This is a genomic window from Marinobacter sp. CP1 (assembly GCF_001266795.1).
Taxonomy (GTDB): Bacteria; Pseudomonadota; Gammaproteobacteria; order Pseudomonadales; family Oleiphilaceae; genus Marinobacter; species Marinobacter flavimaris.
The window spans coordinates 2,750,029-2,766,785 of record NZ_CP011929.1 but is presented as its reverse complement, the minus strand read 5'-3'; the positions used below and the strand labels follow the sequence as shown (position 1 = coordinate 2,766,785).

The window sequence follows — 16,757 nt, the reverse complement described above, 5'->3', positions numbered from 1 at the left end:
TCGCTTCCGGGCCCATAGCATGCTTCCCAGTGATCCGGTGTTAACGGTCTTGCTCTGCGCCGCCGCTTATGTGGCAGGTTCGGTGCTGTTTGCCCTGCCGGTCTGCCAGCTATGGAAGCTACCCGATCCCCGGGCCCAGGGGTCTGGCAACCCCGGCGCTACGAACGTCTACCGCACCGGCGGTTGGCCGCCAGCCCTGCTGACTCTTGCACTGGATGCGGCCAAGGGCTGGTTGCCCGTGTGGCTGGCCCATGCCGCCGGCCTTTCGGTGATGGTTCAGGCTGTCGTAGCCCTGTTCGCCGTTACCGGCCACATGATCCCGATCTTCTACCGATTCAAGGGCGGGAAAGGTGTGGCAACAGCGCTTGGCGCCGGGCTTGCACTGGCCCCCATGACAACACTGATGATGGCGGTGATCTGGATGCTGGTGATCTGGCGCTGGCGCATTTCAGCGCTGGCCTCCCTGATTGCCATCATCAGTGGCCCGCTGATCAGCGCCTTCCTTGAACCAGACACTCTGCCCCTGTTCGGCCTGCTGGCGCTGCTGATCGTGGTTCGCCACCGCAACAACCTGATCCGACTGGCCCAGGGTCGCGAAGCAGGGCTTTAACTATCCGTCCACCAATCCGGTGGATCGAGGTTCGTTGATCGGTGGCAGTGTGTTCATGGGCCATCGGGGCACCGCCACGATACGCTCACCATCCTGCTGGCCGGCCTTCATGCGCTGGGCACCGGCGTAGGCAATCATCGCGCCGTTATCCGTGCAGAATTCGGGGCGGGCATAAAACACCTTGGCTTTGAGTTTGCCGGTCATTTTCTCAAGGCCCGCCCGCAGCCGCTTATTGGCACTGACACCCCCGGCGATCACCAGACGCTTGCAGCCTGTCTGCTCCAGGGCCCGGCGACACTTGATGGTGAGTGTATCCACCACGGCGGCTTCGAACGCCAGGGCGATATCCGCTCGGGTCTGATCATCCAGGCCACCGGCCTCCCGGGCTGCATTCACGGTGTTGAGGGTGAAGGTTTTCAGGCCGCTGAAACTGAAATCCAGCCCGGGCCGGTCGGTCATTGGCCTCGGGAACCGGTAGCGGCCTTCCGCGCCTTTTTCCGCAAGTGCCGCCACCCGGGGGCCGCCCGGATAGTCCAGACCGAGCATTTTGGCGGTCTTGTCAAAGGCCTCACCGGCAGCATCGTCCACCGATTCTCCAAGCATTTGGTATTCGCCAATGCCATCTACCCTTACCAGCTGGGTATGACCACCGGAAACAAGCAGTGCCACAAACGGAAACGCAGGCGGATTGTCCTCCAGCATGGGCGCCAGCAGATGCCCTTCCATGTGGTGCACGCCCAGCACAGGAACACCGAGAGCAAAACCGAGCGCATGGGCCACCGAGCCTCCGACCATCAGGGCGCCCACCAGGCCCGGCCCGGCGGTGTAGGCAATGCCGTCTATATCGGCCCGACGTTTGCCCGCATCTGACAGTACCTGATCGCACAGGGGCAGAAGCTTGCGGACGTGATCCCGGGACGCCAGCTCAGGCACGACACCGCCGTAATCGGCGTGCATGTCGATCTGACTGAACAGGGCGTGCCCCAGCAGCCCTGTTTCGGTGTCATACAGCGCTACGCCGGTTTCATCGCAGGAGGTTTCAATACCTAGAATCAGCATAATGTCGGGCCACATTGGTTGGCAGAAATGAAAACGACGCGCATTTTAGCAGAAACCCGAAACCCACTGGCAGATTCATCGAACAAACATTGACCTCACCATAAGGCAAGCGCTATCATTGCCGCCCTAAAATATGCACTGGTCGAGTTTTAGCCAATCTGACCAGGGATCGAGAACCGGTCTGGCCCAGCCAGACGGACAAAATTGAAACCGAATCTATCAGGTAGGTGATTTTCGAATGCCAGCTGTTAAAGTGAAAGAGAATGAACCGTTTGACGTAGCACTGCGTCGCTTCAAGCGTTCCTGCGAAAAAGCAGGGGTACTTTCCGAAGTACGTCGTCGTGAGCACTATGAGAAGCCGACCGCTGTTCGTAAGCGCAAAGCAGCCGCTGCCGTTAAGCGTCACCTCAAGAAGCTTCAGCGGGAACAGCGCAAGTTCGAGCGTCTGTACTGAGTTTTACCTGACGCCGCTTGACTGCAAAGCACTGATTGCCTGTCCAGCCGCAGGCTGCACAGAGCGACTCAAAAATGCCGCCGAGGCCTGGCTTCGGCGGCATTTTTGGCTATTGGCCAACTCCGATGACGGCCTGATGTGGAGCCCCCATGAGCGGACTGATCCCTCAACAGTTTGTTGAAAACCTGCTGGATCGTATCGACCTGGCAGAACTGATCGGTTCGCGCATCACGCTCAAGAAAGCCGGGGCCAACTACAAGGCCTGCTGCCCGTTCCACGACGAGAAAACACCCTCGTTCAATGTCCGGCCGGACAAGGGTTTCTATCACTGTTTCGGCTGCGGCGCCCATGGTGATGCCATCAGCTTTGTCAGAGAGTTTGAAGGGCTGGGCTTTATCGAGGCGGTCGAGGAACTGGCCAAACGGGTGGGATTGGAAGTGCCCTACGACCGGGCAGCAAAACAGGAAATCCAGCAGGCGCGAACATTAACTGACGCCCTGGATTTTGCGAGCCGCTTCTACCAGACATCACTGAAGGGCCAGCAAGGCGCCTATGCCAGGGATTACCTGCAACAACGGGGCCTGGACAATGCCATTATCGAGCAGTATCAGGTAGGCTACGCGCCCTCAACAGGGACCGCCCTGTTTGATGCCGCCAGCAAGGACCTGCAGGGCCCGCTGATCGAAACCGGCACGGTTTCCGACAAGTACGGCAGGCCCAGGGACCTGTTCCGCAACCGGGTAATGTTCCCGATTCGTAACACCCGGGGCAGAACCGTGGCGTTTGGCGGCCGCACCCTGGGCGATGACAAGGCGAAATACATCAACTCCCCGGAGTCGGATGTATTCCATAAGAGCCGAGAGATCTACGGTCTGTTTGAAGCCAAGCAGGCCATCCGGCAGCTGGACAAGCTGCTGGTGGTTGAGGGCTACATGGATGTGATCGCCCTCGCCCAGCACGGCATTCACTATGCGGTTGCGACACTGGGCACGGCGACGAACCAGGACAGCCTGACAGCCCTGTTGAAGCAGGTAAGGCACATTGTGTTCTGCTTTGATGGCGACCAGGCCGGTTTCCGGGCCGCCGACCGGGCCATGGAGAACGCACTGGAACTGATGGCCGACGGCCTGCACCTTCAGTTCCTGATGCTGCCCCAGGGCGAGGACCCGGACACCCTGGTGCGCAAGGAGGGGCCCGAGGCGTTCCAGAAGCGCATTGAAGGGGCAACGCCTCTGTCACGGTATTTGTTTGACCGGCAGAGCGAAGGTTTGGACCTGCAACTGCCGGAGCACCGGGGCGAACTGCGAGCCAGGGTTGAACCGCTGCTCAACAAGATGCCCAGAAGCACCCTCCGGGATGCCATGTGGCACGAAATGCTCCGTCTTTGCGGTGGCCGGAACCAGTGGCAAAACCGCCAGCAGGGCCAGAAAGGATGGCGGAACAGCGAGCGACGGGACCGGGTTTCCGAAGATCGCATTGATGTAAAGCTCAGCAAGGACAGCATTCTGTGCCTTGCCCTGCTGGAAGCACCGGACCTGGCCACCGAGGTTACCGAACTGGCCCGCAGTTCCCGGCAGTTCAATCAGGCCCGGAATTTTGCCGAGTGGATTCTGGCGAACGAGATCCTGAACCGGAAAACACTGGTGCGCACGCTGGCACTGGATACGACCGCTCGGGAGCGGTTTTACCACCTGTTTGACGGGATTGAACATATTCCGGCGCGTGAGAGCACACTGGCCGCCGCCCGGGAGCTTCTGAGCCCGAACGAAGAGGCATCCCGCCAGCAGCGGCTTGCCACACTGTTACGAAACCTGTCCAACCTCTCGAGTGAGGAACGACAGGAGCTGAGGGCCCTGAGCAGCGGCACCGGGGACTAGCAGCACTTGAAACTTGAGGCACTGATCACCATCTAACCTTTGAGCCTAGGCTCCTTGGTGGCAGAGCAACTAAGCGACAGCTATAATGGCTGTTTAACTTTTTTCCTTCTAAAAGCGAGTTTACAGGGTGTCTATGTCAGGCAATTCGCAAAAATCACGTTTGAAAGACCTCATTGCACGAGGCAAGGAACAAGGTTACCTGACTTACGCCGAGGTAAACGACCACCTCCCGGAAGACATCGCCGATCCGGATCAGGTCGAAGACATCATTCGCATGATTAACGACATGGGTATCCAGGTGTGCGAAGAAACACCGGACGCCGATACCCTGCTGATGACCGAGGGTGACTCCACCGCTGACGAAGCCGCCGCCGCTGAAGCCGCTGCCGCTCTGGCCGCTGTTGAGACCGACGCCGGCCGCACTACGGATCCTGTTCGCATGTACATGCGCGAAATGGGCACCGTCGAGCTGCTGACTCGCGAGGGCGAAATCGTCATTGCCAAGCGCATCGAGGAAGGCATTCGCGATGTGATGGCCGCCGTTGCCCACTTCCCGGGCACCGCTGGCACCGTTATCCAGGCCTACGACCGCATTCTCGAAAACGAAGGCCGTATCAGCGACATCGTAACCGGCTTCCTGGATCCGGACGATGCCGAGCCGTTCATGGGTGAGGACACCACACCCGAAAGCTCTGATGATTCCGACTCGGATTCAGACGATGACGACGATTCCTCGGAAGAAGAAACCGATAACGGCCCGGATCCGGAAGAGACACGTCTCCGGTTCGAACTGCTCAACGAAAAGCTGGAGGCCGCCAACAAGGCCCTGGCCAAGCACGGTCGGTCCGACAAGAAGACCCAGGAAGCCCTGAACGAGCTGGGACAGGTTTTCGCACCGTTCAAACTCGCCAATAAAGCCTTTGACGAGCTGGTGAACGTGGTTCGCTCCACCAACGACCTGGTTCGTGAGAACGAGCGCGCGATCATGCAGATCTGTGTTCGCGAGTGCAAAATGCCCCGCAAGGACTTCATCAAGTCGTTCCCGGGCAACGAGACCAACCTGGATTGGGCCGACAAAATTGCCAAGAGCAAGAAGCCTTACGCAGCGCCCTTGGCCGAGCGTATCGACGAAGTCGTTCGTCTGCAGAAGCGCATCCAGAACCTGCAGACTGAAGTGGATCTGGACGTTGCCGACATCAAGGAAATCAACCGTCGGGTTTCCATCGGTGAAGCCAAGGCCCGCCGCGCCAAGAAAGAGATGGTTGAGGCCAACCTGCGTCTGGTTATTTCCATTGCCAAGAAATACACCAATCGCGGCCTGCAGTTCCTGGACCTGATCCAGGAGGGCAATATCGGCCTGATGAAGGCCGTCGACAAGTTCGAGTATCGCCGGGGCTACAAGTTCTCTACATACGCCACCTGGTGGATTCGTCAGGCCATCACCCGCTCTATCGCGGACCAGGCCCGCACCATCCGTATTCCGGTGCACATGATCGAGACCATCAACAAGCTCAACCGCATCTCCCGCCAGATGTTGCAGGAGATGGGTCGCGAACCCACGCCGGAAGAACTGGGCGAGCGCATGGAAATGCCTGAGGACAAGATCCGCAAGGTATTGAAGATCGCCAAAGAGCCGATCTCCATGGAGACTCCGATTGGTGACGACGAAGACAGCCATCTGGGCGACTTCATCGAAGATATCCAGGCCCTCTCCCCGGTGGATTCCGCCACCGCCGAAGGTCTGCGCGAAGCCACCCGCTCGGTACTGGCCGGCCTCACCGCCCGCGAGTCCAAGGTTCTCCGGATGCGTTTCGGTATCGAGATGAACACCGACCACACCCTGGAAGAAGTCGGCAAACAGTTTGACGTTACCCGTGAGCGGATCCGTCAGATCGAAGCCAAGGCCCTGCGCAAACTGCGCCATCCTTCACGCTCCGATCACCTGCGTGGCTTCATCGACGATCAGGGCAATCAGGGATAATTTCCCAAACAGTAGCGGGCGCCACACCTCACCGGTATAATGGCGCCCGCTTTGTTTCCCCCCAGGAAACACCTTTCAAAACAGCATTCGCTGAACGGGCCTATAGCTCAGTTGGTTAGAGCAGGGGACTCATAATCCCTTGGTCGCTGGTTCGAGTCCAGCTGGGCCCACCACTCTATCGCAGCTTGTAACAACCTCTATTTATTAATTCCCCACCCCCTGCCAAACGGCTAGACCTCTCATTGCTCACGCCACCACAGAGAAGCCATCCTAGCCGAATCATAGGGGCTGAATTGATCTGTCAACCTTTTTTACTCTTTCAACTCGCCTGAAAGAAGAATTTATCTGAAGGCCTGTATACTTAATTGTTTTCACGAATGTTTCGACAGGTGGCTCAATTTATGCTTCAGGAGTAGCATGAGCGCCGGTATTTGTTGGCAAGCGTATCAGCGGCAAAAGTTTCACTTGGAGTCATAAAAATGGACATTTTAAAAAGGGTTGGCTTGTCTCTCGCTGCCATAGTTTTCGCGCCAGCGATTAGTGCATTTCCTCTCACCTTCAGCAATACCTCTAACAATGGCGACACAGACGTGGCGGGGAACTTTGGCGTTGACGTTACCGAAGATGGTGGTGATGCCAAGTTTGAGTTTTTTAATGTGAACAAGGTCGATGAGGCCAGCATTACTGCGATTTACTTCGGCAAAAAAGGCGAGTTTGATTCACTTCTTTCGTTCTCCAACCTCGTTCAAAGTTTCGATACGTCAGAAAAGTCTGGCGTAAAATTCTCTGAAGGAGCGAAGCCCAATGAGCCCGGCGGCGGCATTAAGTGGGACGCAGCGTTCGCATCCGATGCTGACAACCCTGGTTACAACAAATACGGCATTGACGTTGGCGAGTCCCTCGCCTTCTATTTCGACTATTTGGGTTCAGCGGTCTTTGATGACGTTGAAAGTGGGTTTTACAGTGGAGACTTGGTTATTGCACTCCATGTCCAGAGCATTACGGGTGACGATGGCTATAGCGATTGGTTCGTGACAAAGCAACCGCCCGTTACAGTGCCGGAGCCGAGCACCATTGCCCTTCTGGGATTGGGTTTGATTGGTCTAGGCATCAGCCGGAAACGAAAGTTGGCGTAAAGCTCTGATCCACAGGGCCCCGCCATGTGGCGGGGCTTTCCTGTTATCGTTTTATCAACTGTCCTGGTTTCTCGCACATAAATCGCCATCGAGAGTTTTGTCGATAATTTTTACACATCTTTGGGAACATCCTCGCAACAGCATCAGCTTTTAAGGTGGTCACACAGACACATTAAACTGTCAAAAAAGCCAACGTCCCCCAAAGACAAGCCGAATACACTACCTCCTGAACAAAAATACCAGCCGTCCTTTCGCGGCCCGAGTATAAAAACAACGAAGTAATGGAGTGTATCAATGGCTTTTTCCTCCCGTTCCCGGTCAAGGGCACTTTCCCTTGCAATCGCCACCGCCTCTGTCGGTTTCTCTGTTTCGGTTAACGCCAGTATGGGCAACCTCGGCACCACCTATGGCGTCATGCCGGTGGATGTCGCTACGGCCCAATCCTTATCAATGTTCAATGACCAGGTGTCGGCCACCTATTACAACCCAGCCTATCTGACCAAAGATGAGCGTGGGGAGCTGACGGCTGGCATTCTGCATGCCGAACAGGAACTGCGTTCTGCCAATCCGAATGCCAATGGCGACATCCTGGCCAACTCACCAAGCCAGCAGGTGCTGATTGGCATGAAAACCAATCTGGGTTCGCTGACTCGCTTCAAGCACCCGATCTATCTGGGCTTCATTGCAGGCGTCGAGAAATACGGCAAGGAAATGCTGGCGTTCGATTCGCAGACCACGGAGAACGGCCAGTTCCTTCAGTACGGTAAAGAGCCCCTGTTCCTGAACATCGGTGGCGCTACGCCGATCTGGCGCGGCATCTCCGCCGGTGCTTCGGTGCGCGTCACCCTGGATGCCCAGGCAAACCTCGATGCGGTCTCTACTCTGGGTGGCGAGACCAGCCGGGAACGCCTTGCGGTCAATGCCGAGCCCTCACTGAAAACCATTCTGGGCACCACCATTGATCTGGGCAGCACGTTCTGCCCGGACAGCGACTGCTTCCTGAACGGTTGGGAAACCGCACTCACTTATCGAACCAAGTCAGCGGCCTCCACATCCGTGGACTCCAACATCATTGTCACCCAGACCATTCCCGATCCCGGCCTGAGTCTGGCGGTCTCTACCATTGATTCCTTCCAGCCGGAAACCTTCGGATTTGGCGCTCAATACATGGGCGAAAACTGGCGGATTGGTGGCAGCGTAGAGCAGCAGAACTGGTCAGAGCTGGAGAAGGAATTTTCTTCCGATACGATCAAGGATCAGCAGTCTGCGCCAGCGGGCAGCCGGATTCAGTTCGACGACGTGCTGATTCCACGGATCGGCGCCGAGTACGCACTCAACAAGAACTTTTCTGTGCGCGGCGGCGTTGCCTATGAGGAGTCGCCGCTCAAGTCCACTCGCAATCCGGAGATCAATTATCTCGATACCGACAAGATTGTCGTCGGCCTCGGACTGAGTGCCACCTACGACCGCACCCGTCTGCTGGCCTATCCCGTCCGTCTGGACATCGGTTACCAGTACCAGCAACTGCAGGAGCGCGATTTCACACTGGTGGATTTTGACGGCAACGAAACGCCGGTTACTGCAGACGGCGACGTTCACGTTGTCAGCGGCTCCATCACCCTGAAGTTTTAAGGAGGGCACGCCATGAAGTACAACAACACACTGGCACTTATACCCGCCCTGTTACTGGCCGCCTGTGGTGGCGACGAACAGACCATGAATGAGAAAGTCTCCTCCGGCTCGGTGGTGTATTCCTACCCTGCTGATGGCCAGGCAGATGTCAGCCCGAAAGCCGACATTGTTCTGCGCTTCAGCCATGCGTTGACCGATGAGGATGCAGATCTCCAAAACAAGATTCTGCTGCAATCTCAGGAACAGTCACTGCCCTTTTCTATCAGCCGGATTGACGGCGGTAAAAGCCTCATGCTGTCGCCCTCGTCGGAACTCGACACGCTCGGCGACTACACGGTGACGTTCAGCGAACCGCTGGCTGCGGAGGGCGGTCGCCAGATCGACACCCCCAACGCGGTCGGCGATGCCGGCATCCAGTTCGAGACTCGGGGAAGTTTCTCCGGACCCGCAAGCATAACCAACTCGGCCGCGGATTTTGATATCGCCTGGCAGGTTCCGGCAAACAACAGCCCGTTCGAGGCCATGAACTTTTCCACATTCCGCCTGGCCATGACCCACCCGATCCATCCGGACTGGAAGGCTCTCGGCGGTTCCATCCAGCTGCTGGATGGCAGCGGAGAGGTTGTTCCAGCGATGGTTCTGGTGAAAGGCAATCGGATAACGGTGGACCCTTGTGTGGTCGAGGATCCCAGGGACTGTGGCAGCAAGGACGATGTCCTGGACACCGGCCAGACCTATACCCTGCGCCTGGAAAACCTGGCCAGCCTGACTTCGCCCGAAGCAGACCGGTTCAGTGAGGAAATCGCATTCACGCCCCGCGAGACAGGCCCAACGGTCGTACTTCAGCAGTCTGCTGTTGATTCCGGGCTGGCCGCAGGTATTGCGGAGCAAGACGTCACCCGATCAGTCCTGAACGGCCAGGCCATTAACGGCGTCACGCTCAACTCGGTGCTCCAGGGAGAAGCAGGCCCCTCCCAACAGACCGGCGATCTGTTTGCAGAGCTGGCTTATGCGCCGGCCTTCGAGGCTGATGAAGCGCTTCCGTTGCGTATCGCCCGGGGCAGCGTGCTGAACAGTACCAGTCTGGATGTTCTGGTGGGCGGCGAGGTTCCTGTGCTGGATGCCGCCAACGGTCAGCTCCAGACTACTGGCAACATCAAGGTCACCATGTTGTCAGACGCATCCGGCTACCTGAGCCCCAACCCCTACACCAATGACATTAACGCGCCCAGACATATCACGCTGTTTATGGATGTCTCCATGAACACCGAAAACGCCCAGCCCAACGCAGCACTCTCCCAGGATCTGATGGGGGTCGAGTTGCGCGGCATCGCACTGGTGCAGGATGGCGTATTGACCATCGATGCCATCGGAATGGTGGAGCCAAACCTTCTCGGCCAGGAGTACACTGACTCGACCATCGCGTTCCATCTTCAGGCGGCCACCGATGCCGATTCGGTTCTGGATGCCGAGCTACTCCGCGAGCTGGACAGCACTTCGCCCAGCCTGATCAGCTGGATGCCCGGACCGGACAACGCCATTCCGGATACGCGCCAGTCCATGCAGCGCCCCGGGGATCCGGTCATTCTGTTCTTTGATGAGCCGCTTGCCGCGGACTCCATTGATACCGGAATTTCACTGTTCGCGGATGGTGTTCCTGTTGAGACACTTGAGACACAACTGGACGGAACTGCCGTTATCGTGAATCCGGGCGATGGCCTGCGCCATGGCGTTGACTACGAAATCGTCATCGATGGTTTGACCGATCTGGCCGGCAACCCAGCCACCGTGGCACCGTTACAGTTTTCACTGGATGATATTGGCGGCTCCGCTGTAACCCGACGCCCTGCCCTGGCCCTGACCACCTATCCGGGCTACCCCTGCGAAACCGATCATAGTCTGCTGGATCTCTCCGCCGGCGTACTGGGACAGTGCTATTCCGATGGAGGTGTGGGTGACACTCTACCAGTCAGCACCATGCCGTCAGATCGTCCCATTACCGTTGTCTTCTCCAAGTCCATGGACCTGAATTCCATTATTCAGGGAGACACCTTCATCGTCGAGAAAGTGAGGCAGGAACCCAGTGGTTCGGTCACGGTTGTGGAAAGCAACGTACCTGGCCGGCTTGAAAAGAATCTCCAGCGGATCCGGTTCTACCCGGACCAGCCCTGGGAAGCCGACGCACACTATCGGTACACCCTGAAGTCATCGGAGGATGCAGGAAGCTGCTCGACTGGAAGCTACACCTCAGTTTGCGATTCCGATGGCCTGGCACTGAAAACCGACCTGCTTGAAGGGCTTGATGACGGAGGTGGCAACAACGGACCGGACGACATGGTGATCTATTTCACCGGAACCGAGCCTCTGGACAGCGTTTTCACGCCTCTGCGAAACCTGCCAGTTCGCGACACCAATGCCAACTTCATTGTGGACTGTGACTCCAACACCAACCCGGACTGTCTTGAGCCGTTTGACCATCAGGGCAGCGACGCTGAGGGCTGGGCCGCTTCAGCCAATTCAACGAAACTAAGGGTTCGCAATAACGAAGCATCAGCCTCTCCGCCCGTGATTGTGGCCAGTACCGCCGATGCGCGGGTTGGCTGCGAGACCGGCGAGCGTTGCCCCAAAGATAAGTTCATCTACCAGACCTACGCCCTCAACACGGAAGTTATTGGCCCTGGCGTTTATGAGCCAACCGGCGATGAGGGGATTCTGGTGAACCTGTATCCCACGCAGTTGGCGACCACATCGATCAGTGTGTTCACAGAGCTTAGGGTTTTTGGATTTATCCCACTCCAGGAGGAGTCCATTACCAATACCCAGGTCCTCCGCATGCGCTATGCCAAGGACGACCCGGCGTGTTCCGGCCCGGGCTGCAGCCGCTCTGGCCTGATACCCGGGGTTATAACAGAGGGTGAAAATGGCCAGCCGGTCTTCAAGACCCGGGCCGAATTGATGCTCGATGCGCCCGATATGGAAATCCCGCTGGGGGGCCGCCACGACCTGTACGGTCGGGAGTTTGTGCTTGAACTGGAGGGCAATATTACCTTCTTCGATGACGGCCGGATGCAGATTGAGCAACGCAATTCAAACCTGGTCGACATTAATGTCCGGGCGCGGGCGCTTGGGGTGCCTGGCGGCGAAATCGTGACGATTGATCTGCCGCTACAAATCCCCGAACAGGGCGTTTACCTCAACTTCATATCCAACCCGGTCAAAGAGATCCCGACAGAGCATTAAAAATGCTCTGAAACCATTGCAAGGGGCCAGCCTTCGGGTTGGCCCTTTTTGCACAGGGTACAAGCGGTGGTTATTTCCCCATCCAAGCCATTTGCTGCTAATCTGGTTGCAGATTGAAACTGCTATAGCAAAACAACAACCCTTCAGGAGAGCCCCTTCATGGAAAACGGCACCCACTATCGTACCTGTCACCTTTGCGAGGCCATGTGCGGTGTCGCGATCGAAATGAAGGACGGCCGGATTGCTTCCATCAAGGGCGATGAGAATGATCCGCTCAGCCGGGGGCATATCTGTCCGAAGGCGGTTGCGCTTCAGGATCTGCACGAAGATCCGGACCGCCTGAAAAAGCCCATACGCAAAACCGGGACCGGCTGGCAGGAAATGGAGTGGGCAGAGGCGTTTGACCTGGTCGCCGAAAAGCTCCACCAGACCCGCCAGGACCACGGCCGCAACAGCATCGGCGTTTACCTCGGCAACCCGAACGTACACAACCATGGCTCTCTGGTTGCCACCATGCCATTGCTGCGGGCCATCGGAACCCAGAACCGGTTTTCAGCAACGTCCAACGATCAGCTGCCTCACATGCTCGCCAGTCTCGAGATGTTCGGGCATCAGGTTCTGTTTCCCATTCCCGATATCGATCACACGGATCTGTTTATCTGCATTGGCGCTAATCCCATGGCGTCCAATGGCAGCCTGATGACGGTTCCGGACTTCCGCGGGCGACTCAAGGCCCTGAAGCAGCGCGGCGGCAAGATGGTTGTGGTGGACCCCCGCCGCACCGAGACCGCAAAGCTTGCCGACGAATTCCACTTCGTCCGGCCCGGAAGCGATGCCCTTCTGATGATGGCCATGGTGCATACATTGTTTGAAGAAGAGCTTGTGGATCCCGGCCCGGCGGAAAGACTGGTGAAAGACGCAGACCTTCTGCGCCTGGCCGCTCTCAGCTTCACCCCGGAAGCGGTCAGCGCCCACACTGGCATTTCCGCGGAGGACATTCGCGCCCTCACCCGACAGCTCGCCACCACGCGAAAGGCGGCTCTTTACACGCGCATGGGGACAAGCACCCAGACCTTTGGCGGTGTGGCAACCTGGCTGGCCTATTGCCTCAACATCCTGACCGGGAAACTGGACCTGCCCGGCGGCGTTCTGTTCTCGCAGCCGGCGATTGATCTGGTAGAGCTTGGTGCCATGGCCGGTCAGAAAGGTCACTTCGGCAAGCGCCACAGCCGCGTGAAGGGGCTGCCTGAATTCGGCGGAGAATACCCGGCCAGCACCATGGCCGATGAGATGTTAACTCCCGGCGATGGGCAGATCAGGGCCTTTGTCACTGTTGCCGGCAACCCGGTGCTCTCCAGCCCCAACGGGCGGCGTCTTGAGGAGGCTCTGGGCGGGCTCGATTTCATGGTCTCGGTGGATTACTACCTCAACGAAACAACCCGGCATGCGGATATCATCCTGCCCCCGACCGCGGCGCTGGAACGGAGCCACTACGATCTGATTTTCAGCATGTTTGCGGTGCGCAATTTCGCCAAATACAGCGAAGCACTGTTCGATGCCGGCCCGGGTGCCCGCCATGACTGGCAGATTCTACTGGAACTGGCCCACCGGCTGGAAAAGCTCCGGAAAGGTGGGCAACTGGCCCTGCGGGCGGAGCTCGGCTGGCGCGCCTTCAAGCAGATTGGGCCAGACCCGATTCTTGATCTGCTCTTGCGATCCGGCCCCTATGGCGCTGATGCCGGGCGTGCGCGGGGCTTGCTGCAGCCTGCGGTCGATCTGGTGATGGATATCCTGCCGAAACGACACCCGCTTCGTGGAATGGCCAAGCTCAGCCCCCTGAACCGCCACTGGCAGGAGCTACCGAAAGGGCTTTCCCTGAGTGCCCTGAAGGACAACCCGAACGGCGTCGATCTGGGCCCTCTCCAGCCGTCCCTGCCTGAACGCCTGTTTACCCGCGATGGCAAGATCAACCTTGCACCAAGGCGCTACCTGGACGACCTTGGCAGGCTGCATGAGGCCCTGGCTGCACCGGCCGGCGAGTCTCTGCAACTGATTGGCCGGCGCCACGTCCGGAGCAACAACTCGTGGATGCACAACAGTCAGCGGCTGGTTAAGGGCAAGGACCGGTGCACCCTGATGATTCATCCCAAAGATGCCAGCCGCCTGGGTTTGCAGGCCGCTGACTCGGCAGAAATATCTTCGGAATCCAGGCAGATTGTCTTGCCGGTGGAGATTACCGAGGATGTCATGCCCGGCGTGGTATCCATTCCCCATGGCTGGGGCCATGACCGCGAGGGCACTGGTCAGTCAGTGGCAGCTGCCCATGCCGGTGCCAGCATCAACGACTTGCTCAGCGACGGTCGAATTGATCCGCTCTCTGGCACTTCCGTATTGAATGGACAGCCCGTTGCTGTCAAAGTCTGGCGCCCGGAGCGTCAACGCAAACGGGCCTGATTCATAAAAGGAGCCGAAAATGCCCCAGTGGCTGCAGTGGAGTCTGATTATTGCTGGTCTCATCGCCATCGTTCTGCTGGCGGTCTTCATCCGGCGTCAGATGGGGTTGCTTTCGGAAAATCGCAAACGACAGGCCAAAGCCGAGGCGTTCCAGACCAACCGCAGACAAGACATGATCCGCAGTGTTCATGTTATTGCGATGGCGGTTGAAGAGGATCAGATCGAATACTCGGAAGCCTGCCTGAGACTCAAGGGCCTGCTCGATCACATTGCTCCGGAGTTGCTGGAGCAATCACCTTTCAGTGTATTCCAGGAAGTGCATGACCAGTTGCAGCACATGCCCACGCACCGGGCACGGCAAGCAACGGAGACAAAGTTCGTGGACAAGATGGACAAGGAACGTTTCGAAGTGGAACAGAAGCATGCCGATGCGATTCGCCGGGCCGCAACCGCTATCCGACACCACTCCTTTTCAGGTTAGAGTCAGCTATACAAGCATCCAGGAACTGGTCAGACCTTATTTTTGTAACATTTTGTAACTATTCGGTCGACAAAAAGAATAATTTAGCTCATCAAATCAAAAGGTTCTGACGCGGTGAAAAACTGACACGACGATCATTCCTTCCAGGTTACAACTGTTGACTTTTCTTTTTTCCATCAGGGTCTAAATTATAAGCAAGGGGGCACCGACCATCTGCGGCAGGTGCCACCTAACGTTGTTTTCTCCTGATAAGTTTGGACGACTCTGCAATAAAGCGGGTGAGCTTGCCGGCCTCTGAGCCGGCTTTTTTTGAATCAAAATATGGGGATGTAGACCTTACTGGCTCATCATACCGGCCATTGCCATAACGCTATCTTTATTGTGAACCAGTTCATCGAACTGTTCCTCAACCTGCCCTCGATCAAGACCCAACTCATCGAAGACTGCCTGATCAACCTCTTCACCGGCGCCGAGAGCTACACCTCGTGCCGTTAGCAACTGCCGGCCGAGCCAGAGCAAACGGGCGTAAACGCTGTTCGATCCACTGTAGAAGCGATTCTTTTGATAACGGATTGCCAGTGTGACCTCGTCGGGCATGCCCCAGTTTTCCATGAGCTGGGCTGCAATCTGCTCTCGGGTAATGCCAAGTAAATAGTGTTCAGTAACGGAGGAATCAATATCAGGATTCACTTCCAGCGAACGGCATACCAGCTTGAAATGTGGCGGAAACACTTGCGCCAGAACCAGGTGGCCAAAGTTGTGGAGAAGGCCTCCCAGATAGGCAAGACCAAAGACAGGACGCTCTCCGCGGGGCATCATGCTGGCCAAAATACCGGCGGACTGGGCTTGCCAGATAGCCTGCTGCCAGTAATCCACATAACCTTCGGGATGATCCTGAGGCTGCTTTAATGCCCGCCCCAACGAAAGGCCCATGGCCAGGTTCATGACAAGGTCGAATCCGAGAACTCGGGACACCGCATCATGGACTGATTTTACCCGGCCGGCGGCGGCATAGAACGAAGACGACGCCCAACTGACCACCTGCGCTGCCAAGCTTGGATCGCTCTCGACGATATCAACGAGGTCCCCCATCACAGCATTGGGATTTACTCGTAAATGGATGATTCTCTGCGCGGTTTCAGGCAGTGGTGGTAACTCAAGCGTATCTTCAAGTCTCTGCTGTATTCTTAAACCGGTGAATTTTTTGATGGCCGAATGGAATTGATCCCGATCTCTGTCGTGGTCATCATAATTAACCGAAATGGATTCCAGGGCGACTGCAAGAGAGTGTCGATCGGCGTTGGCTGTCAGAGCCTGAAAGTCCTCTGCAGGCATGACCATCGCGAGATTCTGTTCGCCAAGCTCCAACGCAACCGCAGAAAGTTGATCCACACGCTCATCAACAAGCGTCGGCCAGCCGGTCAATGAAGGCAGTGCTGGAAGCGCTTTAAGGCCAGCCCGCTCTCTCACCCGCACTTGCTCGCGGCGCTTCATCAGACGCAGATCACGCCCGAGTTCCTTGTTCATCTGTTCTAAATCAATCAGATCGTCCTTGCGACAAATCACCTGAAGGTTACCTTGCTCATCAGTCAGCAAGACCATGCGTAACAGTTCTTTTCGGCTGGCGGTGCTGACATCCCTCAAGGATACACCCGCTGCGGTCTCACCCAGAGCCTGCTGAACTGCGACAGGTAATTCCATAAATTTCTCCCGAATATTGCTGTTTCCCGCCGGATAACCCGAACCCGAAAATCATACTAAACCCAGTATAGGGCAAAGAAATGACTCTGACGTTGACTGAACTCTATTTCCAGAGCGTTTTCATACGCTTTC

11 protein-coding genes and 1 tRNA gene are annotated in these 16,757 nt (G+C 57.1%); 10 read left to right on the top strand and 2 right to left on the bottom strand.

The genetic code is table 11. The features are described 5' to 3' along the window. Positions 1-19 precede the first annotated feature (19 nt). Complete coding sequence (gene plsY / locus ACP86_RS12735; protein ID WP_053115530.1) at positions 20-610, top strand: glycerol-3-phosphate 1-O-acyltransferase PlsY; 591 nt, start codon at positions 20-22, stop codon at positions 608-610. Here plsY and tsaD read toward each other — a convergent pair whose 3' ends face one another. Next, the gene (gene tsaD / locus ACP86_RS12730) at positions 611-1,669 is read right to left on the bottom strand and encodes a tRNA (adenosine(37)-N6)-threonylcarbamoyltransferase complex transferase subunit TsaD (RefSeq protein ID WP_053115529.1); all 1,059 of its coding nucleotides are present in this window, start codon (positions 1,667-1,669) and stop codon (positions 611-613) included. 238 nt (positions 1,670-1,907) lie between these two features. Here tsaD and rpsU point away from each other — a divergent pair, with 238 nt between their 5' ends. From rpsU to ACP86_RS12685, 9 genes are all read left to right on the top strand, one after another. After that, a complete protein-coding gene (gene rpsU / locus ACP86_RS12725; protein ID WP_007153483.1) occupies positions 1,908-2,123 on the top strand; it encodes a 30S ribosomal protein S21 in 216 nt (71 codons plus the stop codon). 149 nt (positions 2,124-2,272) lie between these two features. Then, on the top strand, positions 2,273-4,000 hold the full coding sequence (gene dnaG, locus ACP86_RS12720) for a DNA primase (RefSeq protein ID WP_053114238.1): 1,728 nt from the start codon (positions 2,273-2,275) through the stop codon (positions 3,998-4,000). 133 nt (positions 4,001-4,133) lie between these two features. Next, complete coding sequence (rpoD, locus tag ACP86_RS12715; RefSeq protein WP_053114236.1) at positions 4,134-5,981, top strand: RNA polymerase sigma factor RpoD; 1,848 nt, start codon at positions 4,134-4,136, stop codon at positions 5,979-5,981. 96 nt (positions 5,982-6,077) lie between these two features. Next, positions 6,078-6,154 (top strand) — tRNA-Ile (locus tag ACP86_RS12710). Between the two features lie 306 nt (positions 6,155-6,460). Continuing rightward, a complete protein-coding gene (locus ACP86_RS12705; protein ID WP_053114234.1) occupies positions 6,461-7,117 on the top strand; it encodes a PEP-CTERM sorting domain-containing protein in 657 nt (218 codons plus the stop codon). A 294-nt stretch (positions 7,118-7,411) separates the two neighbouring features. Beyond that, positions 7,412-8,749 (top strand): alkane uptake protein AupA, encoded by a 1,338-nt coding sequence (gene aupA, locus ACP86_RS12700; protein ID WP_053114232.1) that lies wholly within the window; start codon positions 7,412-7,414, stop codon positions 8,747-8,749. Between the two features lie 12 nt (positions 8,750-8,761). Continuing rightward, complete coding sequence (locus ACP86_RS12695) at positions 8,762-11,989, top strand: Ig-like domain-containing protein (RefSeq protein WP_053114230.1); 3,228 nt, start codon at positions 8,762-8,764, stop codon at positions 11,987-11,989. Between the two features lie 159 nt (positions 11,990-12,148). Then, a complete protein-coding gene (locus ACP86_RS12690; protein WP_053114228.1) occupies positions 12,149-14,443 on the top strand; it encodes a molybdopterin-dependent oxidoreductase in 2,295 nt (764 codons plus the stop codon). A gap of 19 nt (positions 14,444-14,462) precedes the next feature. Beyond that, on the top strand, positions 14,463-14,924 hold the full coding sequence (locus ACP86_RS12685; protein ID WP_053114227.1) for a DUF2489 domain-containing protein: 462 nt from the start codon (positions 14,463-14,465) through the stop codon (positions 14,922-14,924). A 336-nt stretch (positions 14,925-15,260) separates the two neighbouring features. On the opposite strand, the gene ACP86_RS12680 is transcribed toward ACP86_RS12685, so the two are convergent. Next, the gene (locus ACP86_RS12680; RefSeq protein WP_008169582.1) at positions 15,261-16,625 is read right to left on the bottom strand and encodes an HDOD domain-containing protein; all 1,365 of its coding nucleotides are present in this window, start codon (positions 16,623-16,625) and stop codon (positions 15,261-15,263) included. Positions 16,626-16,757 lie beyond the last annotated feature (132 nt).